The sequence below is a fragment of the Klebsiella sp. C239 genome (genome assembly GCF_048822715.1).
In the GTDB taxonomy this organism is placed as follows: Bacteria; Pseudomonadota; Gammaproteobacteria; order Enterobacterales; family Enterobacteriaceae; genus Klebsiella; species Klebsiella quasipneumoniae.
Genome location: NZ_JBMEZK010000001.1, coordinates 856,753 through 878,011 on the forward strand (window position 1 = coordinate 856,753; position 21,259 = coordinate 878,011).

At 61.0% G+C, this 21,259-nt stretch carries 17 protein-coding genes and 1 other RNA gene; 9 read left to right on the forward strand and 9 right to left on the reverse strand.

The annotated features are described in order from the left end of the window. Positions 1 to 34 precede the first annotated feature (34 nt). Together rprA and ydiK are read right to left on the reverse strand one after the other, a co-directional pair. An RNA gene (gene rprA, locus ACOI6Z_RS04040) (antisense sRNA RprA) lies at positions 35 to 142 on the reverse strand. A gap of 190 nt (positions 143 to 332) precedes the next feature. Next, on the reverse strand, positions 333 to 1,445 hold the full coding sequence (ydiK, locus tag ACOI6Z_RS04045; RefSeq protein WP_072421547.1) for an AI-2E family transporter YdiK: 1,113 nt from the start codon (positions 1,443 to 1,445) through the stop codon (positions 333 to 335). 218 nt (positions 1,446 to 1,663) lie between these two features. On the opposite strand from ydiK, the gene ACOI6Z_RS04050 reads away from it, so the two are divergent. The 3 genes from ACOI6Z_RS04050 to ACOI6Z_RS04060 all read left to right on the forward strand — a co-directional run bounded on the left by ACOI6Z_RS04050 (position 1,664) and on the right by ACOI6Z_RS04060 (position 5,579). Beyond that, positions 1,664 to 4,720: an FAD-binding and (Fe-S)-binding domain-containing protein gene (locus tag ACOI6Z_RS04050; protein WP_348852963.1), complete on the forward strand. Its 3,057-nt coding sequence runs from the start codon at positions 1,664 to 1,666 to the stop codon at positions 4,718 to 4,720. Continuing rightward, the gene (gene menI, locus ACOI6Z_RS04055) at positions 4,717 to 5,127 is read left to right on the forward strand and encodes a 1,4-dihydroxy-2-naphthoyl-CoA hydrolase (RefSeq protein ID WP_023290099.1); all 411 of its coding nucleotides are present in this window, start codon (positions 4,717 to 4,719) and stop codon (positions 5,125 to 5,127) included. The genes ACOI6Z_RS04050 and menI overlap by 4 nt, the downstream gene beginning before the upstream one ends. A gap of 203 nt (positions 5,128 to 5,330) precedes the next feature. Further along, complete coding sequence (locus tag ACOI6Z_RS04060) at positions 5,331 to 5,579, forward strand: GlsB/YeaQ/YmgE family stress response membrane protein (protein WP_004203110.1); 249 nt, start codon at positions 5,331 to 5,333, stop codon at positions 5,577 to 5,579. Positions 5,580 to 5,677: 98 nt separating this feature from the next. On the opposite strand, the gene ACOI6Z_RS04065 is transcribed toward ACOI6Z_RS04060, so the two are convergent. After that, positions 5,678 to 5,998, reverse strand: a complete 321-nt coding sequence (locus ACOI6Z_RS04065; protein ID WP_072419985.1) for a hypothetical protein — start codon at positions 5,996 to 5,998, stop codon at positions 5,678 to 5,680. 598 nt (positions 5,999 to 6,596) lie between these two features. On the opposite strand from ACOI6Z_RS04065, the gene ACOI6Z_RS04070 reads away from it, so the two are divergent. Both ACOI6Z_RS04070 and ACOI6Z_RS04075 read left to right on the forward strand, forming a co-directional pair. Continuing rightward, a complete protein-coding gene (locus ACOI6Z_RS04070; RefSeq protein WP_032453251.1) occupies positions 6,597 to 7,577 on the forward strand; it encodes a DUF1852 domain-containing protein in 981 nt (326 codons plus the stop codon). Between the two features lie 23 nt (positions 7,578 to 7,600). Next, a complete protein-coding gene (locus ACOI6Z_RS04075; protein ID WP_023290096.1) occupies positions 7,601 to 8,632 on the forward strand; it encodes a methionine synthase in 1,032 nt (343 codons plus the stop codon). Positions 8,633 to 8,696: 64 nt separating this feature from the next. On the opposite strand, the gene ACOI6Z_RS04080 is transcribed toward ACOI6Z_RS04075, so the two are convergent. The 5 genes from ACOI6Z_RS04080 to ACOI6Z_RS04100 form a co-directional block, all read right to left on the reverse strand. After that, the gene (locus tag ACOI6Z_RS04080) at positions 8,697 to 9,929 is read right to left on the reverse strand and encodes an MFS transporter (RefSeq protein ID WP_044524068.1); all 1,233 of its coding nucleotides are present in this window, start codon (positions 9,927 to 9,929) and stop codon (positions 8,697 to 8,699) included. Between the two features lie 11 nt (positions 9,930 to 9,940). Continuing rightward, a complete protein-coding gene (locus tag ACOI6Z_RS04085; RefSeq protein WP_023290094.1) occupies positions 9,941 to 10,702 on the reverse strand; it encodes an ABC transporter ATP-binding protein in 762 nt (253 codons plus the stop codon). Then, a complete protein-coding gene (locus ACOI6Z_RS04090) occupies positions 10,702 to 11,739 on the reverse strand; it encodes a FecCD family ABC transporter permease (protein WP_023290093.1) in 1,038 nt (345 codons plus the stop codon). The genes ACOI6Z_RS04085 and ACOI6Z_RS04090 overlap by 1 nt, the downstream gene beginning before the upstream one ends. Next, on the reverse strand, positions 11,739 to 12,737 hold the full coding sequence (locus tag ACOI6Z_RS04095) for an ABC transporter substrate-binding protein (RefSeq protein WP_044523833.1): 999 nt from the start codon (positions 12,735 to 12,737) through the stop codon (positions 11,739 to 11,741). The genes ACOI6Z_RS04090 and ACOI6Z_RS04095 overlap by 1 nt, the downstream gene beginning before the upstream one ends. A 157-nt stretch (positions 12,738 to 12,894) precedes the next feature. Then, on the reverse strand, positions 12,895 to 13,806 hold the full coding sequence (locus tag ACOI6Z_RS04100) for a LysR family transcriptional regulator (protein ID WP_023290091.1): 912 nt from the start codon (positions 13,804 to 13,806) through the stop codon (positions 12,895 to 12,897). Positions 13,807 to 13,902: 96 nt separating this feature from the next. Here ACOI6Z_RS04100 and ACOI6Z_RS04105 point away from each other — a divergent pair, with 96 nt between their 5' ends. The 4 genes from ACOI6Z_RS04105 (at position 13,903) to ACOI6Z_RS04120 (ending at position 19,892) form a co-directional block, all read left to right on the forward strand. Next, the gene (locus ACOI6Z_RS04105; protein WP_420686975.1) at positions 13,903 to 14,898 is read left to right on the forward strand and encodes an NAD-dependent epimerase/dehydratase family protein; all 996 of its coding nucleotides are present in this window, start codon (positions 13,903 to 13,905) and stop codon (positions 14,896 to 14,898) included. Between the two features lie 97 nt (positions 14,899 to 14,995). Further along, on the forward strand, positions 14,996 to 15,610 hold the full coding sequence (locus tag ACOI6Z_RS04110) for a TetR/AcrR family transcriptional regulator (RefSeq protein ID WP_032453245.1): 615 nt from the start codon (positions 14,996 to 14,998) through the stop codon (positions 15,608 to 15,610). A 74-nt stretch (positions 15,611 to 15,684) separates the two neighbouring features. Next, positions 15,685 to 16,794: an efflux RND transporter periplasmic adaptor subunit gene (locus ACOI6Z_RS04115; RefSeq protein ID WP_044523828.1), complete on the forward strand. Its 1,110-nt coding sequence runs from the start codon at positions 15,685 to 15,687 to the stop codon at positions 16,792 to 16,794. After that, positions 16,791 to 19,892, forward strand: a complete 3,102-nt coding sequence (locus ACOI6Z_RS04120; protein WP_072413335.1) for an efflux RND transporter permease subunit — start codon at positions 16,791 to 16,793, stop codon at positions 19,890 to 19,892. Before ACOI6Z_RS04115 ends, ACOI6Z_RS04120 begins: the two co-directional genes overlap by 4 nt. Before the next feature lie 49 nt (positions 19,893 to 19,941). Here ACOI6Z_RS04120 and lldD read toward each other — a convergent pair whose 3' ends face one another. After that, entirely contained in the window at positions 19,942 to 21,126 is a 1,185-nt protein-coding gene (lldD, locus tag ACOI6Z_RS04125; protein ID WP_072413334.1) for an FMN-dependent L-lactate dehydrogenase LldD, read from the reverse strand. Positions 21,127 to 21,259 lie beyond the last annotated feature (133 nt).

The window sequence follows — 21,259 nt, forward strand, 5'->3', positions numbered from 1 at the left end:
CGGTGTCAGGCCGCCCGGCGTCGCGACGCGCAGGACAAAAAAAAGCCCATCGTGGGAGATGGGCAAAGACTACACACAGCAATTCGTTGTTTCACTCAGGGGATTTCCATGCTTATAAATCAAGGTGTTGATTTATAACCGTGAGCTAATAGTAGGCAGCGGGGCCTTTGCCGTCGATCAGATTCCTCTCAATAGTTAAATTGTTGTGAAGGACCGGGAAGGTAAAAGCGGGTGAGGGGCGTACAAGGCTGGCGTTTTGCCGCCGATCAATTAATTTTGCTTAACAATTGTCCTGGGGAGGAGACAGGCGGGTCCCCCCGCCTGACAGGGCATTACTTGCGCCCGGCCTCCAGCTCGCTGAGCTCTTCGAGCACGACATCGGGGTCTTTCGGCGGCGGCGGCACTTCGTGCACCCAGGCGTCATACAGGCGCCAGGAGACGGCCAGCAGCACCGGACCGATAAACAGGCCGATCATGCCGAAGGCGATCAGGCCGCCAATGACGCCGGTAAGAATGAGGATCATCGGCAGGTCGGCGCCCATACGGATAAGCACCGGACGGATAACGTTGTCCATGGTGCCGACCACGCAGCTCCACACCAGCAGCACAGTGCCCCAGGTGGTGTCCCCGCTCCAGTAAAGCCAGATAATCGACGGCACCAGAACCAGCAAAGGCCCGAGCTGGACCAGACAGGTAAAGATCATCACCACGGTCAGCAGGGCGGCGTAGGGCACGCCGGAGATGGCAAGGCCGATCCCGCCCAGCACCGCCTGAGTGAGGGCCGTCACCACCACGCCCAGCGCCACGGCGCGCACGGCCTGGCCGGCCAGCAGCACGGCGGCGTCACCGCGTTTAGCCGCCAGGCGCGTGGCGAAATAGCGAAAACCATAGGCCACCTGCTCGCCGCGCCAGTAAAGCAGCGCGCTGAACAACAGCATCAGGCCGCAGTAGACCAGCAGCTTGCCGATGTGCGCCGCCTGACCGACAAACCAGCTGGTGGTGGTGCCAATGTAGGGGCGAACCTTGGCCATAATCGCCGAGCCGCCCATATCCAGCAGGCCATGCCAGGCGGCGTAGAGTTTATCGCCGACCAGCGGCACGCTGTTGAGCCAGGCGAAATCCGGCAGCGTCACATTTCCGCTGCTGATGAGTTTGATCAGCGGAACGCTGTTATCCACCAGGCTGTTGACCAGCAGAGCGATAGGAATCACGAATAGCAAAAACAGCAGCAGGGTCATCGCCAGCACCGCCAGCATCCGTTTGCCGAACAGCACGCGCTGCAGACGCAGCAGCACCGGCCAGGTGGCGATCACCACGGTGCCGGCCCAGGCGAAGGACAGAATAAACGGCTGCACAACCCACAGGCAGGATATGATAATCAGGGCCAGGAACAGCACCGACAGCAGTATTTGCGGTATGTCCCGAGGCTGATGGAGGTTAATCATAGAGAATTTTTACCTTTCCAGTCGCGCCAAAAAGCTGGCGCCGCGTAAATCCATGTACTGATAATAATATCAATAATTTTGCCGGGCTGATTTTGCACACAAAACACGTGGGCGCATATGAAAAAAATGTGATAAAAAGTTGAATGCGCTACGCAAACGTTTAGTTAGCACCAACACAATATTTTCAAACACAACATAGTCAGGCAGGGTCAAGTGTGATGATCCCACAAATTTCTCAGGCGCCAGGGGTAGTTCAACTGGTGCTGAATTTTTTGCAGGTACTGGAGCAACAGGGTTTTACCGGCGATACCGCCACCAGCTATGCCGACAGGCTGACGATGGCCACCGACAACAGCGTCTATCAGCTGTTGCCGGATGCGGTCCTGTTTCCACGTTCCACGGCAGACGTAGCGTTACTGGCGCGGGTCGCCGCCGAACCACGCTTTAAATCGCTGATCTTCACCCCGCGCGGCGGCGGCACCGGCACCAACGGCCAGGCGCTGAACGGCGGAATTATCGTCGATATGTCCCGCTATATGAACCGCATTATTGAAATCAACCCCGAAGAGGGTTGGGTGCGCGTCGAAGCCGGCGTCATCAAAGATCAGCTGAACCAGTTTCTTAAACCCTATGGTTACTTCTTTGCGCCTGAGCTCTCCACCAGCAACCGCGCCACCCTGGGCGGGATGATAAACACCGACGCCTCCGGTCAGGGATCGCTGGTGTATGGTAAAACGTCGGATCACGTGCTTGGCCTGCGGGCGGTGCTGATGGGCGGGGATATCCTCGATACCCAGGCGGTGCCGGTGGCGCTGGCGGAGACGCTTGGCAATACGCCCTCGACGATAGGGCGGATTTACAACACGGTCTACCAGCGCTGCAAGGCGCAGCGCGAGCTAATCATTGATAAGTTTCCCAAACTCAACCGCTTCCTCACCGGATACGATCTGCGCCACGTCTTTAACGATGAGATGAGCGAGTTCGACCTGACGCGTATTTTAACCGGTTCGGAAGGGACGTTGGCGTTTATCACCGAAGCGCGGCTGGATATTACCCGCCTGCCGAAGGTACGCCGGCTGGTCAACGTCAAATATGACTCCTTTGACTCTGCGCTGCGAAATGCGCCCTTTATGGTGGAGGCCAAGGCCCTGTCGGTGGAGACCGTCGACTCTAAAGTCCTCAATCTGGCGCGCGAGGATATCGTCTGGCACTCGGTGAGCGAACTGATCACCGACGTACCGGATAAAGAGATGCTCGGGCTCAATATCGTCGAATTCGCCGGGGATGACGCGGCGCTGATTGACCAGCAGGTCACCACCCTGTGCCGGCGTCTGGACGAGCTGATGGCCCGCAGCGAGGCGGGGGTCATCGGCTGGCAGGTCTGTCACGATCTTGATGGTGTGGAGCGCATCTACGCCATGCGCAAGAAGGCGGTAGGCCTGTTGGGTAATGCCAAAGGCGCCGCCAAGCCGATCCCCTTTGCCGAGGATACCTGCGTCCCGCCCGAACACCTGGCGGATTATATCGTCGAGTTCCGCGCGCTGCTCGACAGCCACGGCCTGAGCTACGGCATGTTTGGCCACGTCGACGCCGGGGTGCTGCACGTGCGCCCGGCGCTGGACATGTGCGATCCGCAGCAGGAGGTGCTGATGAAGCAGATCTCCGACGATGTGGTAGCGCTGACGGCGAAGTATGGCGGTCTGCTGTGGGGGGAACATGGCAAAGGCTTCCGCGCGGAGTACAGCCCGGCATTCTTTGGCGAGGCGCTGTACGGCGAGTTGCGGAAGATCAAAGCGGTCTTCGATCCGGATAACCGCCTGAACCCGGGGAAAATTTGTCCGCCGGAAGGGATCGGCGCGCCGATGATGAAAGTCGACGCGGTGAAGCGGGGCACCTGGGATCGGCAGATCCCTATCGCGGTGCGCAGCGCCTGGCGCGGGGCGATGGAGTGTAATGGCAACGGGCTGTGCTTCAACTTTGACGTAAAAAGCCCGATGTGTCCGTCGATGAAGGTGAGCAACCAGCGCATCCATTCGCCGAAAGGGCGGGCGACGTTGGTCCGCGAATGGCTGCGTCTGCTGGCGGATCGCGGCGTCGATCCCAATCAGCTGGAGAAGGCGCTGCCGGAGCAGGGCGTTAGCCTGCGCTCGCTGGTGGCGCGCACGCGCAACAGCTGGCATGCGCGCAAAGGGGAATATGATTTCTCGCACGAGGTCAAAGAGGCGATGTCCGGCTGTCTGGCCTGCAAAGCCTGTTCGACCCAGTGCCCGATCAAAATCGATGTCCCGGAGTTCCGCTCACGCTTCCTGCAGCTATACCACAGCCGCTATCTGCGGCCGGTGCGCGATCATCTGGTGGCGTCGGTGGAATCCTATGCGCCGCTGATGGCCCAGGCGCCGAAGACTTTTAACTTCTTCATGAACCAGCCGTGGCTGAAAAAGCTGTCGGAGAAGCATATCGGGATGGTCGATCTGCCGCTGCTCTCGGCGCCGTCGCTGAAGCAGCAGATGGCCGGCCACCGCTCCGCCAACATGACCCTTGAGCAGCTCGAAGCGCTGAGCGCCGAGCAGAAAGCGAAGATGGTGCTGGTGGTACAGGATCCCTTTACCAGCTATTACGACGCCCAGGTGGTGGCTGACTTTATCCGTCTGGTTGAGGCCTTAGGCTATCAGCCGGTGCTGCTGCCGTTCTCGCCGAACGGCAAGGCGCAGCATATTAAAGGATTCCTGACCCGCTTCGTGCGCACCGCGCAGAAAACGGCAGACTTCCTTAACCGCGTGGCGCAGCTGGGTATGCCGCTGGTCGGCGTCGATCCGGCGCTGGTGCTCTGCTACCGCGATGAATACAAGCAAACGCTTGGCGACAAGCGCGGCGATTTTCAGGTGCTGTTAGTCCATGAGTGGTTGCCGAAGGTCCTGACCGCCGACGCCCGTCCCGATCCGGGCGGCGAGCCCTGGTACCTGTTCGGTCACTGTACGGAAGTGACCGCGCTGCCGGCGGCGACGAAGCAGTGGGCAGAGATTTTTGCCCACTTCGGCGCGAAGCTGGAAAACGTCAGCGTCGGGTGCTGCGGGATGGCAGGCACCTATGGTCATGAAGTGAAAAACCATGCCAACTCGCTGGCTATTTACGCGCTCTCCTGGCAGCAGGCGATGCAGCGGCTGCCGCGTAACCGCTGTCTGGTGACGGGCTACTCCTGCCGCAGCCAGGTGAAGCGCATTGAAGGCAGCGGCGTTCGCCATCCGCTGCAGGCGTTACTGGAGATAATCGGATGATTTGGAAACGTCAGGCCACGCTGGAGCAGCTCAACCGGCTCGGTGAGGGAAACATGGTAGGGCTGTTGGATATTCGCTTTGAGACCTTTACCGACGATACGCTGGAGGCCACCATGCCGGTGGATGGCCGCACACAGCAGCCGTTTGGCCTGCTGCACGGCGGGGCGTCGGTGGTGCTGGCGGAGACGCTGGGGTCGGTGGCGGGTTATCTGTGCAGCGAAGGCGAACAGAAGGTGGTGGGGCTGGAGGTTAACGCCAACCACATTCGTTCGGCGCGCGGGGGCCGGGTGCGGGGCGTGTGCAAAGCGCTGCACGTCGGGACTCGCCACCAGGTCTGGCAAATTGAAATCTTCGACGAACAGTCGCGATTATGCTGTTCATCGCGGCTAACCACCGCGGTAATATAAGTCATGACCGGGGGGCGAATAGCCTCCCTTTTTTCAGGGGAATAAGCGGGGGCGGGGCCGTCAGCGCGAAACATCAGGCCAGCAGCGCTACCGCGCGGCGGCAAGAAATTATCTAATAAATAGATTATTACCGATCCAATCTCGTTATATATGCTACTCTTTTCAATACGAAATGCTTAAAGGTAACAAGAGGACGGTTAACCATGGGTATTCTTTCCTGGATCATTTTTGGACTTATTGCCGGTATTTTAGCCAAGTGGATTATGCCGGGGAAAGACGGCGGCGGGTTTATTGTAACCATTATTCTGGGGATCATCGGCGCCGTGGTCGGCGGCTGGATCAGTACCTTCTTTGGTTTTGGCAAAGTCGACGGGTTTAATTTCGGCAGCTTCGTGGTGGCGGTAATCGGTGCGCTGGTCGTGCTGTTTATCTACCGTAAAGTGCGCAGCTAATTTTCAGCATTCTGTTTTATTCAAGCTAACAAAAGCTGCCGCGATAAGCGGCAGCTTTTTTATTATCTCAGGACTCAGGCAGAGCGCCCACGCCAGGGCTATTTCCCGTCGGCATCCTCCGCAACCGGCACCACCTCAACGTGAACTTCGTAGTGCTTCGCCTGACCGGTGGGGATCAGGGCGGTCAGTTTGTTAATGGTTTCCGCCGGCGTATCGGTCGCGACCGTTGCTGAAAACAGCACCGGCTTGCGCGGCGGAAACGGTGGCGGGAACGGCGGTTGGGGGCCATGACCCATCTCCAGCGGAGGACGACCGCCGTTGTCGACAGCGGGCGTCGGGGCGTCGGTTTTATCGGCTGCAAACGCGCTGGCGGCGGCCACGGCGGCGATAGCGAACAGGGCAAGGAGAGCTTTTTTCATCTGGTATTCCTCGATTAACAAGTACCAAAAGAGTAGAGGGCAGCGGCAGGCGGGACAATCCCGTGCGGCGCGAATCCTCTGAATCTCCTTTATTCCTCGCGAATGTGAAGGTCAGATGAGAGCGGGTGTCATTGTGTTCGGGAGCCTCTTAATTCAGCAGTACGCTCATAATCAGCAGCACGGCCATGCACATCGACATAATACTGATATCAACAATCATTCTGTACGACAAAAGCTCCAGCTAAACGGGTACGACGGCTATGTTAAAGCACGTATTATAGTGGTTAAAGATTGTACCCTGGCATACATTCACACCACAAACGTTTATTAGCCTGACGTGGCCTGAACTGCCGCCCCTGACCATGGCATCATGACGATACCTCGAGTACACCTGGCGCTTAGCGGAGCAACATGAGGATAGCTCATGTTGCAATGAATTTAAGTCGCTTTCCCTCCATCACCGACTCTGGCAAAAATAGACCCATTAACGAATCAACAACATTTACCGGTTGAAGCGCGCCAGGTCTGACTCTGCGTCGCCTGTGGAAAATACTCCGCTTATTCCGCTTTATGCCCGACACCAGGATGGACAATCGCCATGAATAACGAATTTACCTATACGATTAAGCGCAGCCGGTTTGATGAAAATTATAACCCTGCGGAAAATACGCGTATTACCACCAACTTTGCCAATTTGGCCAGAGGGGAGAGCCGTCAGGACAATCTGCGCAATACGTTAATCATGATGAATAACCGGTTTAATACCCTGGCGCACTGGGATAATCCCTACAACGATCGCTATGCGGTGGAACTGGATATTATTTCTGTCGAGATGAATATTGCTCAGGATGCCGCCAGTTTTCCGGTGATAGAGATCCTGCAAACGCATATTGTCGATAAAAAAACCGGTGAGCGCCATGCCGGTATCGTCGGCAATAACTTCTCTTCGTATGTGCGGGATTATGATTTTAGCGTGCTGCTGCTGGAGCATAATAAAGACCAGAACCGCTTCAGCGTGCCCGAAAACTTTGGCGAGCTGCACGGCAATATCTTTAAGGATTTCGTGCAATCCAGCGCCTATAAGACCAGCTTCAGCAAGGCGCCGGTGATTTGTCTGAGCGTATCCAGCAAAGATGTATACCGTCGCACTGGCAACGAACATCCGGTCCTCGGCATTGAATATGCCCAGGAAGGCGTTTCGCTGACCGAGCGCTATTTCAGCAAAATGGGGCTGCAGGTGCGCTATTTTATGCCAAAACATAGCGTCGCGCCGTTGGCCTTCTATTTTTCCGGCGATCTGCTCAGCGATTACACCAGCCTGGAGCTGATCGCGACCATCAGCACGATGGAGACGTTTCAGAAAATATACCGACCGGAGATCTACAACGCGAATTCTGCGGCGGGGCAATACTATCAGCCCAATCTCAATCACCTGGATCATTCCGTCACCAAAATTGTTTATGACCGGGAAGAGCGCAGCCTGTTGGCGATAGAGCAGGGTAAATTTACACAACAACATTTTATCAACCCGCACAAGACGTTGCTTGAGCAATGGTCTGCTAACTTCGCGCTTTGCTAAACCAAAATAAAAGGCTACTGATTATGAAAACATGGCTTCCGACATCGACCGCCGGCAGTTTACCGAAACCTTCCTGGCTGGCGCAGCCAGAGACCCTGTGGTCGCCCTGGAAACTGTCCAGCGAAGAATTACTGGCCGGCAAGCGCGACGCCCTGCGTTTGTCCCTCGACGACCAGCTGCGGGCCGGGATCGATATTGTCAGCGACGGCGAGCAAACGCGGCAGCACTTTGTCACCACCTTTATTGAGCACCTCAGCGGCGTTGATTTTGCCAAACGCGAGATCGTGAAAATTCGTAACCGCTATGAGGCCAGTGTTCCAACCGTGGTGGGCGCCGTGGAGCGCCAGAAACCGGTCTTCGTTGAGGACGCGCGCTATCTGCGTCAGCTCACCAGTCAGCCGATTAAATGGGCGCTGCCGGGCCCAATGACCATGATCGACACGCTGTATGACAACCACTATAAAAGCCGGGAAAAGCTGGCCTGGGAGTTCGCCAAAATCCTCAATCAGGAAGCGAAAGAGTTAGAGGCCGCCGGGGTCGATATTATTCAGTTCGATGAACCGGCCTTCAACGTCTTCTTCGATGAGGTGAACGACTGGGGGATCGCCGCGCTGGAACGAGCCACGGAAGGGCTGAAGTGCGAGACGGCGGTGCATATCTGCTACGGCTACGGCATCAAAGCCAATACCGACTGGAAAAAAACGTTGGGCTCTGAGTGGCGTCAGTATGAGGAGGCCTTCCCACAGCTGCAGAAATCGTCCCTCGATATTATCTCTCTCGAGTGCCACAACTCGCGGGTGCCGATGGATCTGCTGGAACTGATCCGCGGTAAAAAGGTGATGGTCGGAGCCATCGATGTGGCCAGCCATGCTATCGAAACCCCGGAAGAGGTGGCCGCTACCCTGCGCAAGGCGCTGGCGTTCGTCGATGCCGACAAGCTCTATCCGTCCACCAACTGCGGTATGGCGCCGCTGCCGCGCCAGGTTGCGACCGGCAAACTTCACGCCTTAAGCGCCGGCGCCGAGATCGTTCGCCGCGAGCTGGCGGCACAATAAGGCGGGCTGGCCTCCGTGCGCTTCTCCCGGTTAACTTCCTGAGCGGGCCGTTGCCCGCACAGCGTCAGGTTGCCGCCAGTGGGCGGCAGATCGCCCGCAGGGCCACGGCGCTGCACAACGGAAACAGCGCCAGCAGAAGCCAGGGATAGACCGCCTGCGGCGAGGGGGTGAGCGCCTGGTCCAGCATAGGGCCGAGCAGCAAATTCCCGGCTAACACCGCGCAACCCCCCGCCGTGGCGAGCGCCCCGTAGTGGGCGCCCAGCGTCGACTCCTCGGCGAACAGCGGGATCAGATCCTTGGCTGAGGGCACCAGCAGCATCTGGCCGAGGGTGAGCAGCGTGACAAAGCAGGCCGACGGCAATAATCGCAGCCAGCCTTCGGCGGGCGACGAGGCGGCGAATAACGCCACGCTGACAAAAGAAGCCGACAGCAGCAGAAAGCCCACCGGCAGAATGCGCACGGCGCCAATACGTCGGGCGAAACGGGCGAGAGGAAGCTGCAGGGTAATAATCAATAGCGAGGCCAGCATAAAAAGCGGCGCCAGATCCTGCTCACGGCCGCCGGCGCGTTGGATCTCCACCGGCAGGGCGAGGTAAAGCTGGTTATAGCTCAACAGCCATGAGCTGTAGGCGATAATAAACGCGACAAAGCGCGGCTGACGCAAAGGTGTCCACCACGGCACCCGGCTGCGCGTTTGTGTCCGCTGCCCGTCGGCGGGCAGACAGAAAAAGAGCACCAGCAGCGCCAGAAGAAATAGCCCCGCGCCGGCGAGGGCGATATGCCGAAAGCCGATCCCGCTCAGCAGCCCTCCGGCCACCGGGCCGATAACCGCCCCCAGTTCACCGCACACTGCAAACAGCGCAAACCACTCGGCGCGGCTGCGTTTTCCGTTGGCCTGGCTGTGGGTACCGGTCCGCGCCAGCAGGGCCTCGATCGACGGGGAAAACAGCGCTCCGCCGACGCCGGTCAGGCAGGCGCCGAGGATAATAGACTCCAGCGTTGTGCCGCACGCCAGCAGCAGATAGCCGGCGACGCGAACCACGCAGCCGGCGAGGATGATCGCCTTAGCGCCATAGCGGTCGGCCAGCGTCCCGCCGATGATAAACATGCCCTGCTGGGAGAAGGTGCGCAGCCCGAGGATCAGGCCGATAAGCCCGCCGGAGAGCAGCATCTCGTCGCGCAGGAAGAGGGCAAGGAAAGGGACGACCGCATAAAAGCCAATATTAAAAACGAACTGGCTTCCCAGTAAAACGGGAGGCCAGAGGGTCGCCGCAGGGCGCAGGGAGAAGAGAGGCATATACGCCAAACCTAAACGATGAAATGAATGTGCTTTTTACCGTGGTACGGGGAGATCTCGATTTTGGTTTTCACCCGGAAAACGTCCCACAGCAGCGCTTCGGACAAAATCTCCTCCGGCGTCCCGCTGGCGAGGATCTGCCCCTGCTGCATCACGATCAGCGAATCGCAGAACATCGCGGCATGATTAAGATCGTGAATGGCCACAATGCTGGTCACCGGCAGCTCGCTGATCAACTGCATCAGCTGCATTTGATGGTGAATATCCAGATGGTTGGTGGGTTCATCCAGCAGGATCTCGCTCGGGTTCTGCGCCAGGGCGCGGGCGATATGCACCCGCTGCCGCTCGCCGCCGGAGAGGCTCAGCCATCCCTGGTCGCTTTTCTCCAGCATCGCCACCCGCTGCAGCGCGGCGGTGACCGCCTCGTCATCCTGAGCGCTCCAGTTTGAGAACGGCGAGTGATGCGGAATACGCCCCAGGCGCACGACGTCGCGCACCCGCATATTGGCCTCGGTCATGCCGTGTTGCTCGACGAACGCCACCCGGCGGGCGAGCTGCTTTTTCGCCATCCTGGCGATGTCCTGGCCGTCGAGGGTGACGCGACCCGCATCCGGGCGGCGCAGGCCCGCCAGAACCCGCAGCAGCGAGGATTTGCCGCAGCCGTTGGGCCCCAGCAGTCCCACCGTTTCGCCGCGCGACACCCGCAGCGAGACCGTGTTGACGATGACCTTTTTGCCTGCCTTCCAGGTGATATTTTCAGCGCAAATACTCATCACTTATTCCTTGAGCGGTAGATAATCACGGCGAAGAAAGGCACCCCAACCAGAGCGGTCACCACCCCGACCGGCAGACTTTGCGGGGCAATCAGCAGGCGCGAGGCAATGTCCGCCAGCACCATCAGGATCGCCCCCGCCAGCGCGCTGGCGATCAGCAACGTCCGGTGCAACGGGCCAAAGAAGAAGCGCATCACGTGGGGCACCACCAGGCCGACAAAGCCGATCGAGCCGGCCATGCTGACGATGGTGGCGGTGATCACCGCCGCAGTAGTGAAGAGGATCAGGCGCACGCGCGGCACGGCAATGCCCAGCGAAGCGGCGGCATCGTCGCCGAAGGTGAACGCGTCCAGCGCCCGGGCATACCACAGGCAGACCGCCAGGCCCGCGAGAACCACCACCAGGACCAGCTGGAATTCGGGCCAGCGGACGCCGCTGAAGCTGCCCAGCAGCCAGAACATCACATCGCGCGCCTGCTGCGCGCTGGCGGAGGTGCTGATGGTGTAGGCCGTGAGAGCGTTAAATAACTGCGAGGCGGCGACGCCCGCCAGGATGGTGCGCTCATTGCCGCCGCGCGCGCCGTTGGTCAGAAAGGCGACAAAGGCGAAGGCGGCGAAGGCTCCGGCAAACGCCCCGGCGGAGAGGGAGATCGCCCCGGCGCCAAGGCCCAGCACCACGATTGATACCGCGCCGGTGGAGGCCCCGGCGGAGACGCCGAGGACGTAGGGCTCCGCGAGGGCGTTCTTCAGGAGGCTTTGCAGCACGGCGCCGCAGATAGCCAGGCCGGCGCCGCAGCAGGCGGCGACCAGGGCGCGGCTGAGGCGGAAGTCCCAGATGACGCTCTCGTAGATACGATTGAGAGGCACCGCGGTTAAGCCGGTTTTATTGCTGATAGCGTAAAAGACGTTGTGCAGCGGGATGGGCAGTTCGCCAACGCTGACGCCTACCGCTATCACCAGCGCCAGCGCGAACACTGCCACGACGCACCAGCCGGTGAGCAGCATGCTGCGGCGCGTCTGAAGCACGGCGACGCTCATCAGTTAAGCCCCATTTTTCTCAGCTGTTCGCCCACCTGTTCCGCGCCGTAGAGGGTGCGGATGGTCGGATTCATCGCCTGGCCGTCCATCACCACGATATGGCCTTTTTTCACTGCCTCCAGCTGGCTGACGGCGGGATCGCTTTTGAGGAATTTGATCTTCTCCTCGGCCTTATCCAGCGCCCAGCGGTTACGATCCAGGCTTGAGACCACGATCACGTCCGGGTTGGCGGCAATGATGCTCTCCCAGCTCACCGTGGGCCATTCGGTCTCGGCGGTAATGGCGTTATGTCCGCCCAGCACGCTGGCGATAAAGCCGGAGGCGCTGTTTTTGCCGCCGACATAGGCATCGGCCGACGGCGAGGCGCTGGAGAACCAGAAGACGAAGGAGAGATCTTTTTTGCTTTTACCGAACTCCTGACGCAGGTCGGCTTCACGTTTTTTGAAATCGGCGATCAGCGCCTGGCCACGATCTTCCACGTTGAAAATGCGGGCAAAATCGCTAATTTCCTGATACAGCCAGGTCATGTCCCACAGCTTCTGCCGGCTGCCGTACATATCGCCGGTAGCCTTTTGGGTGGCGCACATCCCCGGCGACACGTAGCTGTTCACGCCGACGGTCGCGAGATCTTCACGCTTGGCGACTTTGCTTTCTGGCCCCAGCAGCAGCGGCAACTGGGCGGGAACGAAATCGGGATTTTGCGCCAGTACGGATTCCAGGCTCGGGATTTCCACCGTCAGGGTTTTAATCTTCGCGTTTTGCTCAGCCAGCTGCGGTAATACCCTGGTCGGCCAGAAGGCGCTGGCCACCACCTGCTTTTGCAGCCCAAGCAGCAGCAGGATTTCGACCGTATTTTGCCCCAGCGCGACCACGCGCTCCGGCGGCCGGGTGAAGGTCTCCTGATAGCCACAGTTTTCAATCGTCAGGGGGTAGGTTGTTGCCAGCGCGGAACTGACGGCGGTGAACATCAAGCCTAACGCGCAGAGGACCTTCTTCATTAAACGCTATCCTTGTAAACAGGCGAGTGGATGACCAGCAAATGGAAGTAATGCAAATGAAACTCATTATTGAGGCGGGGTTTTATACAATGCCGTATTTACAGTGTCAATGAGTGACTATTTCAGCAGGGAAGGAGTTACCCGCGAGGCGGGTGGCTCAGCGCGCCAGTGGGCCGCGAATATACGCCTGCAACCCCTCGGCGAGGAAATCAAATACTCGCTTACAGGCGGGGCTATGGCGCAGGTCCTCATGCATCACCAGCCAGGTCTCGAGATACAGAGAAAAGTCGGCCGCCAGCACTCGCCGCAGGGGAATGATGCCGTCGGCAAGGGGCGCCTGGCAGATGCCGATCCCCGCCCCGGCGCGGATCAGGCTCAGCTGGGCGAGGTCGCTATCGGTGCGCATCGCGAAGGCCTCGCGCTGGAAACGGGGGTAGCGCTCAAGCGCCCGGCGAACGAGGGGCGTGGCGCTGTCGAAACCAATCAGCGCGTGACCGTCAAGCTCCTCAGGCGTAGCGGGCCGACCCCGGCGGGTCAGATAGGCATCGGCGGCATGCAGCCCGAGCTCGATCCTGCCGAGACGCCGCGCGATAAGCTGCTCCTGCTGCGGAGCGACCATCCGCACCGCGATATCCGCCTCCCGGTGAAGCAGATCCTGAAACCGATTGGAGAGCATCAGTTCGATGACGATATTCGGGCACGCCTGCCTGAGCCGGGCAATCAGCGGCGGCAGCACCTCGGCGCCGACCACCTCGCTGGCGGCCACGCGCACCACGCCACGCAGATCGGTTCTGTCGCGACTAAAGTTGGCCGCCGTGCGTGCCAGCGCCCGGGCGGTGTTGGCCATCGCCTCGGCGTGCACCCGCAGCGCCAGCGCCGCGTCGGTCGCCAGCAGGCCGGTCTGCGAACGGGTAAATAAGGCCTGGCCGAGGGCGGCTTCCAGCCCGGCGATATGGCGTCCCGCCGTCGGCTGGGTGATGTTCAAAGTGCGCGATGCGCCCGATAAAGAGCCTTCCTGCAGGACGGCGAGAAAGGTTCGGTACCACTCCCAGGGAATAGAGGTATTCATACAAAAATGTATAGCCGCTCGATGATGATATGCAATTTCATTTGATATGAGCCGCAGGTAGGCTGTCAAGCATCCATTAGCGAACGGGGAAAGACGATGAACAGCAGCGGCAAGGTCCTTATTCTGGGAGCAAGCGGGGGCATAGGCGGGGAAGTGGCCCGCCGGCTGGCGGCGGACAATTGGCAGGTTCGGGCGCTGAAGCGCGGCGCCCAGGTGCGCGATCCCGGAGAGGGGATGCAGTGGATAGCCGGCGACGCGCTGAATGCTGGGCAGGTGGCGGCGGCGGCTGCCGGTTGCGACGTGATCGTCCATGCGGTCAATCCGCCGGGCTACAGGCACTGGCGGCAACAGGTACTGCCTATGCTGCGCAACACCCTGCAGGCCGCCGAACAGCAGCGGGCGTTAGTTGTCCTGCCCGGCACGGTCTATAACTATGGACCGGATGCCTTTCCGCTGATTGCGGAAGAGGCCGCACAACAGCCGGTGACCCGCAAAGGCGCCATCCGGGTGGAGATGGAGCAGGCGCTGGAGGATTATGTGCAGCGCGGCGGCCGGGCGTTGATTGTCCGGGCGGGGGATTTTTTTGGTCCGCGCGCCGGGAATAGCTGGTTTTCCCAGGGGCTGATCAGGCCCGGTCAGCTTCCCGGCGTCATTCGCCGCCCGGGGGCGATCGGCGTGGGGCACCAGTGGGCCTGGCTGCCCGACGTCGCCGCCACCATCGCCGCGCTGCTGGCGCGCAGGCATGAGCTTGAGCCGTTTGCCCGCTTCCATATGCAGGGCCACTGGGACCCGGACGGCAGCGAAATGAGCCAGGCGATCCAGCGGGTGGTCGCCCACTATGGCGGCAGAGCGGTAGTGAAGTCCTTTCCCTGGTGGCTGGTGAAGCTGGCGGCGCCCTTCAACGCCACCCTGCGCGAAATGGTCGAGATGCACTATCTCTGGCGTATGCCGGTACGCCTGCGCAACGATAAGCTGGTGGCCTTTTTAGGCGCGGAGCCGCATACCCCGCTCGATCGTGCCGTACATATGACGCTGCAAGGCCTGGGCTGTCTGCCCGCCGGCGCGATAAATAATGAGGCGCGTGAGGCGTAACGCGGCGAGAGAGAGGATCAGAGCGGGGCGTTATTGTGACCAAATCATAAAAGCGTCACTCGTTGTCAAACGATAGCGATCGCATTAAGCTAAACAAATGACGAAAAATACCCCCACCCCAGCAAGCCGTGGTCCCCTTGACCACAGCGTTCGCGACCAGATTCTTGACGCGGCCATGGCGCACTTTAGTCGCTATGGCTATGAAAAGACCACGGTCACCGATCTCGCCAAAGCAATAGGCTTTTCCAAAGCCTATATCTACAAGTTTTTCGACTCCAAGCAGGCGATTGGCGAGGCAATCTGCGCCAGCCGGCTGGAGAAGATCATGGTGGCGGTCAGCGAGGCCATCGCCGATGCCCCCTCCGCCAGCGAAAAGCTGCGCCGCCTCTTCCGGGCGCTGACCGAGGCCGGCAGTGAACTGTTTTTCGAGGATCGCAAACTGTACGACATCGCCGCCGTCGCGGCGCGCGATAAATGGCCCTCAACGGAGCAGTATGCCGGTCATCTGCAGCAGCTGATTGGTCAAATTCTTGTCGAAGGCCGCCAGGCGGGCGAGTTCGAGCGCAAAACTCCGCTGGATGAGGCGACCCTGGCGGTCTATATGGTGATGTGTCCTTTCATCAACCCGGTGCAGCTGCAATACAATCTCGACACCGCGCCTACCGCGGCGGTGCTGCTTGCCTCCCTCATCCTGAGAAGTCTCTCCCCCTGATTAGTGACTATTGACTTTATTGGTCACTCGTCTGAGAATGCGCTCACCAACCGGTCTTTTCATTAAGGTGACCCATGCTCAGGCTCAACGCCGTCCATTTTGCCGTCTGCCTCCTGCCGTTGGCCCTCACGGGCTGCGGCGAACCTGCCGACCATGACGATCCCCGCACGCGGCCGCCGCTGGTGCGGGTGGCCACCGTCGAGCGCGCGGAGGCCAGCTCGCGAGTCTTTACCGGCGTGGTGGTGGCTCGTACCCAAAGCGACCTCGGCTTCAGGGTGGCGGGAAAAGTCCTTGAACGGCTGGTAGAGACCGGGCAGAGCGTCCGGCGCGGTCAACTGCTGTTGCGCCTGGATCCGGCTGATCTTGCCCTGCAGGCGCAGTCCCAACAGCGGGCGGTCGACGCCGCGCGGGCACGAGCCAAAAAGGCGGCTAACGATCTTGCCCGCTATCGCGGCCTGGTGGCCAGCGGCGCCGTCTCGGCGGCGGAGTTCGATCAGATCAACGCGGCGGCAGAGGCGGCGAGAGCCGACCTCAGCGCGGCCCAGGCGCAGGCAAACGTGGCGCAAAACGCCACCGGCTATGCCGGACTGCTGGCGGATGCTGACGGCGTGGTGGTGGAAACGCTCGCCGAGCCGGGGCAGGTGGTCAGCGCCGGGCAGGTGGTGATCCGCCTGGCGCGAGCGGGGCAGCGCGAAGCGCGGGTGCAGCTTCCGGAGACGCTGCGCCCGGCGGTCGGCAGCGAGGCGCTGGCGACACGCTATGGCAGCGAATCTCAGCCGGTCACCGCAACCATGCGCCTGCTTTCGGACGCAGCTGACGCCGCCACCCGCACCTTTGAAGCGCGCTATGTGCTGAACGGCGCGCTGGCGAACGCCCCGCTGGGGTCTACCGTAACCCTGCGCATCGGCAACGACCAGGGGCCAGGCGAGGTGCTGGAGGTGCCCCTGGCGTCAGTCTACGATCCGGGCAACGGCCCTGGCGTCTGGCGCGTTGCCTCCCGCCCGGCCACCGTCTCCTGGCAACCGGTGACGGTGGTCGGCCTGAATGATGAAACGGCGCGAGTGACCGGTCCGCTGAAGCCCGGGGAGCCGATCGTCGCTCTGGGCGCCCATCTTCTGCACCAGGGCGAGGCGGTGCGGCTGGCGGAACGACGCGAGCATACTGCCGCCGGGAGCCAGCCATGAGCGACGGACGTTTTAATCTCTCCGCGCTGGCCGTCCGCGAGCGGTCGGTGACCCTGTTTTTGATTATCCTTATTTCGGTCGCCGGGCTGGTGGCCTTCTTCGGGCTCGGGCGGGCGGAAGATCCGCCCTTCACTGTCAAGCAAATGACGGTCATCGCCGTCTGGCCGGGCGCCACCGCGCAGGAGATGCAGGATCAGGTCGCCGAGCCGCTGGAGAAACGGCTCCAGGAGCTGAAGTGGTACGATCGCACCGAGACCTATACCCGCCCCGGGATGGCGTTGATCACCTTATCGCTGCAGGATCAGACCCCACCTTCCGAGGTGCCGGAGCAGTTTTATCAGGCGCGCAAGAAGCTGGGCGATGAGGCGAAAAACCTGCCTGCCGGCGTCTCCGGTCCGATGATGAATGACGAATTCGCCGATGTCACCTTTGCCCTTTTTGCGCTGAAAGCGCGGGGAGAGCCGCCCCGGCAGCTGGTGCGTGATGCCGAAGCCCTGCGCCAGCAGCTGCTGCATGTTCCCGGGGTGAAAAAAGTGAATATTCTCGGCGAACAGGCGGAGCGCATTTATCTCGCGTTTTCTCATGACCGTCTTGCCACCCTGGGGCTCTCGCCGGAGGCGATTTTTGCCGCGCTGAACAGTCAGAATGTGCTGACCGCGGCCGGGGCTATCGAGACCCGCGGCGGGCAGATCTTTATCCGCCTCGACGGGGCGTTCGACCGCCTGCAGCAGATCCGCGACACGCCGATAATTGCCGGAGGCAGAACGCTGAAGCTCGCCGATGTCGCCACGGTTGAGCGGGGGTATGAAGATCCCGCCACCTTCCTGATCCGCAATCAGGGCGAACCGGCGCTGCTGCTCGGCGTGGTGATGCGCGAGGGCTGGAATGGACTGGCGCTGGGGAAAGCGCTGGACGCCGAAACGGCCAGCATCAATCAGAGCCTGCCGCTCGGCATGTCGTTGACGAAAGTGACCGATCAGTCGGTGAATATCAGCGCCGCGGTCGATGAGTTCATGATCAAATTCTTTGTCGCCCTGCTGGTGGTGATGGCGGTGTGCTTTGTCAGCATGGGATGGCGCGTGGGGGTGGTGGTCGCGGCGGCGGTGCCGCTCACCCTGGCCGTAGTGTTTGTGGTGATGGCGGCCACCGGCAAAAACTTCGACCGCATCACCCTCGGGTCACTGATCCTCGCCCTGGGGCTGCTGGTGGATGATGCCATTATCGCCATCGAAATGATGGTGGTCAAAATGGAGGAGGGGTACGACCGCCTCAAAGCCTCGGCTTATGCCTGGAGCCATACCGCGGCGCCGATGCTGGCCGGCACCCTGGTGACGGCGGTGGGCTTTATGCCCAACGGGTTTGCGCAATCCACCGCCGGGGAGTATGCCAGCAATGTGTTCTGGATCGTCGGTATCGCGCTGATTGCCTCCTGGATTGTGGCGGTGATTTTTACCCCCTGGCTGGGCGTGCACCTGCTGCCGGAGAGGAAGTCCGCGGCGGCGGGCCACGCCGCGCTGTACGACACCCCACGCTATCAGCGCTTTCGCCGGCTGCTGACCCGGGTTATTGCCCGCAAATGGCGCGTGGCCGCCGGGGTGGTGGTGCTGTTTATGGTGGCGTTACTGGGAATGAGCGTGGTGAAAAAGCAGTTTTTCCCCACCTCCGATCGCCCGGAAGTGCTGGTTGAGGTGCAGATGCCTTACGGGTCGTCGATTATTCAGACCAGCGCCGCGACGGCGAATATTGAGCGCTGGCTGCAGCAGCAGCCGGAAGCGAAGATTGTCACCAGCTATATCGGCCAGGGCGCGCCGCGCTTTTACCTGGCGATGGCCCCGGAGTTGCCGGACCCCTCCTTTGCCAAACTGGTGGTATTGACCGACGGCCCGGCCTCTCGCGAGGCGCTTAAGCTGCGGCTGCGGGAGGCGGTGGCCAATGGCCTGGCGCCGCAGGCGCGGGTGCGCGTCACGCAGCTGGTTTTTGGTCCTTATTCGCCGTATCCGGTCGCCTGGCGGGTAATGGGGCCCGATCCGCATACCCTGCGCGACATCGCCGATCGGGTGAAATCGGTGCTGCAGGCCAGTCCGCTGATGCGCACCGTCAATAGCGACTGGGGTTCGCGCGTGCCGGTGATGCATTTCAGCCTCAATCAGGACCGGCTGCAGGCGAGTGGGCTCAGCTCCCAGGCCGTCGCCCGGCAGCTGCAGTTCCTGCTGTCAGGGATCCCCATCACCACCGTCCGGGAAGATATTCGCGCCGTGCAGGTCATCGGCCGCGCGGCGGGGGATATCCGTCTGGATCCGGCGAAAATCGCCGATTTCACCCTGGTGGGCAGCGACGGGCAGCGAGTTCCCTTGTCGCAGATCGGTGAAGTCGAGATCAGGATGGAAGAACCCCTGCTCCGTCGTCGCGACCGCACGCCGACCATTACCGTCCGGGGCGATGTCGCGGATAACCTGCAGCCGCCGGATGTCTCCACCGCGCTGATGACGTCGCTGCAGCCCATTATCGACTCCCTGCCGCCGGGGTATCGCATCGAGACGGCGGGGTCAATCGAGGAGTCCGGCAAAGCCACCCGGGCGATGGTGCCGTTATTTCCGATCATGATCGCCCTCACGCTGCTGATCATTATCCTGCAGGTGCGCTCCCTGTCGGCGATGGTCATGGTCTTCCTGACCGCCCCGCTGGGGCTGATTGGTGTGGTGCCGACGCTGCTGCTGTTCAATCAGCCGTTTGGCATCAATGCCCTTGTGGGCCTGATCGCCCTGTCGGGGATCCTGATGCGAAATACGCTGATCCTGATTGGTCAAATCCACCATAACCAGCAGGCGGGGCTCGATCCGTTCCACGCGGTGGTGGAGGCGACGGTGCAGCGAGCCCGTCCGGTTCTGCTGACCGCGCTGGCGGCGATCCTGGCGTTCATTCCGCTGACGCATTCGGTTTTCTGGGGGACGCTCGCCTATACGCTGATTGGCGGGACGCTGGGTGGAACCATCATGACCCTTATCTTCCTGCCGGCCATGTATGCGATCTGGTTCCGCATCCGCCCGGAGCGCCCGGCTGACGCAGCGCAACGGCCGGCGCTGGACCCGCAGGGGTAATTTCGGTTGCCGGGTCAAGGCACGCGGTCAGGCCCGGCCCCGGGCTGCGTCAGGCAGATAAGGATACCGGGACCGCACGGCTGCGCTGGTGATCTTTTTCCAGCCGGTCGAGGCAATCGAGGCTGATGGCCGAGGGGGAGGTGGCGCCGGTGAGGGTCATGGTGACCTTCATATCCTCGGCAAATAAGCGCAGCAGGTGCGCCACGCCCGCTTCGCCCGCGGCGGCCAGGGCATAAATATAGGCCCGACCAAGCAGGACCCCCTTCGCGCCGAGGGCGAGCAGGCGAATAACGTCCACGCCGGAGCGCACTCCGGAGTCGGCAAGGACCGTCAGATCGTCGCCGACTGCCTCCGCCACCCGCGGCAGCGCCCGGGCGGTGGGGATGGCGCCATCGAGCTGTCTGCCGCCGTGATTGGAGACCACAATGCCGTCGGCGCCCAGCCGCACGGCATTGCGCGCATCCTCGGCATCAAGGATCCCTTTGATGATCAGCTTTCCTGGCCAGCTGTCGCGGATCCACTCCAGATCGTGCCAGGCGATGGACGGGTCGAAGTTGTTGCTGATAAACCCCATATAGTCGTCCATGGTCATTTTGTGGCCGGTATAGGCTTCGATATTACCGAACGACAGAGGCCTGCCCGCCAGGCCGACGTTCATTGCCCAGCGCGGGTGGGTGCAGGCCTGAAGATACTGTCGCAAGGTGGCGTACGGCCCGGACATTCCTGAGCGGTTGTCCCGATACCGTGAGCCGGGGATCGGCATATCGACAGTGAATACCAGGGTTTTCATGCCGGCGGCCCAGGCGCGCTCCAGCGCGTTACGCATGTAGCCGCGATCTTTCAGGACGTACAGCTGGGACCAGAGCGCGCCGCTGGCGTGGCTCGCCACCTCCTCAATGGAGCAGACCGACACGGTGGACAGCGTGTAAGGGATCCCGGCGCGGGAGGCGGCGCGGGCCGCCTGGACTTCGCCGCGGCGGGCATACATGCCGGTGGCGCCGACCGGCCCCAGCGCCACGGGCATCGCCCATGGGGCATCAAGGATGGTGGTGGCCAGCGTCGGTTCACCCGCCCCGCACAGCACGCGCTGGCGAAGGGCGACCGAGGCGAGCTCGGCGGCATTGGCGTTCATGGTATTTTCCGCCACCGCGCCACCGTCAATATAGTCAAAAAGGAAACGGGGCAGACGGCGACGAGCGGCTTCGCGATAATCGCTGGGGGCTGAAACAATCATAATTATATCCTTATGTCTTTTAACCTAAGTGGATGTTCTGCAGGCAAAAAAACTATAGGCTTCTTAAAATCGTTGGGGAAATGAAATATTAGCATCTCAGCCATTCCCTAATGGAATAATCTGGTTTTGTCGC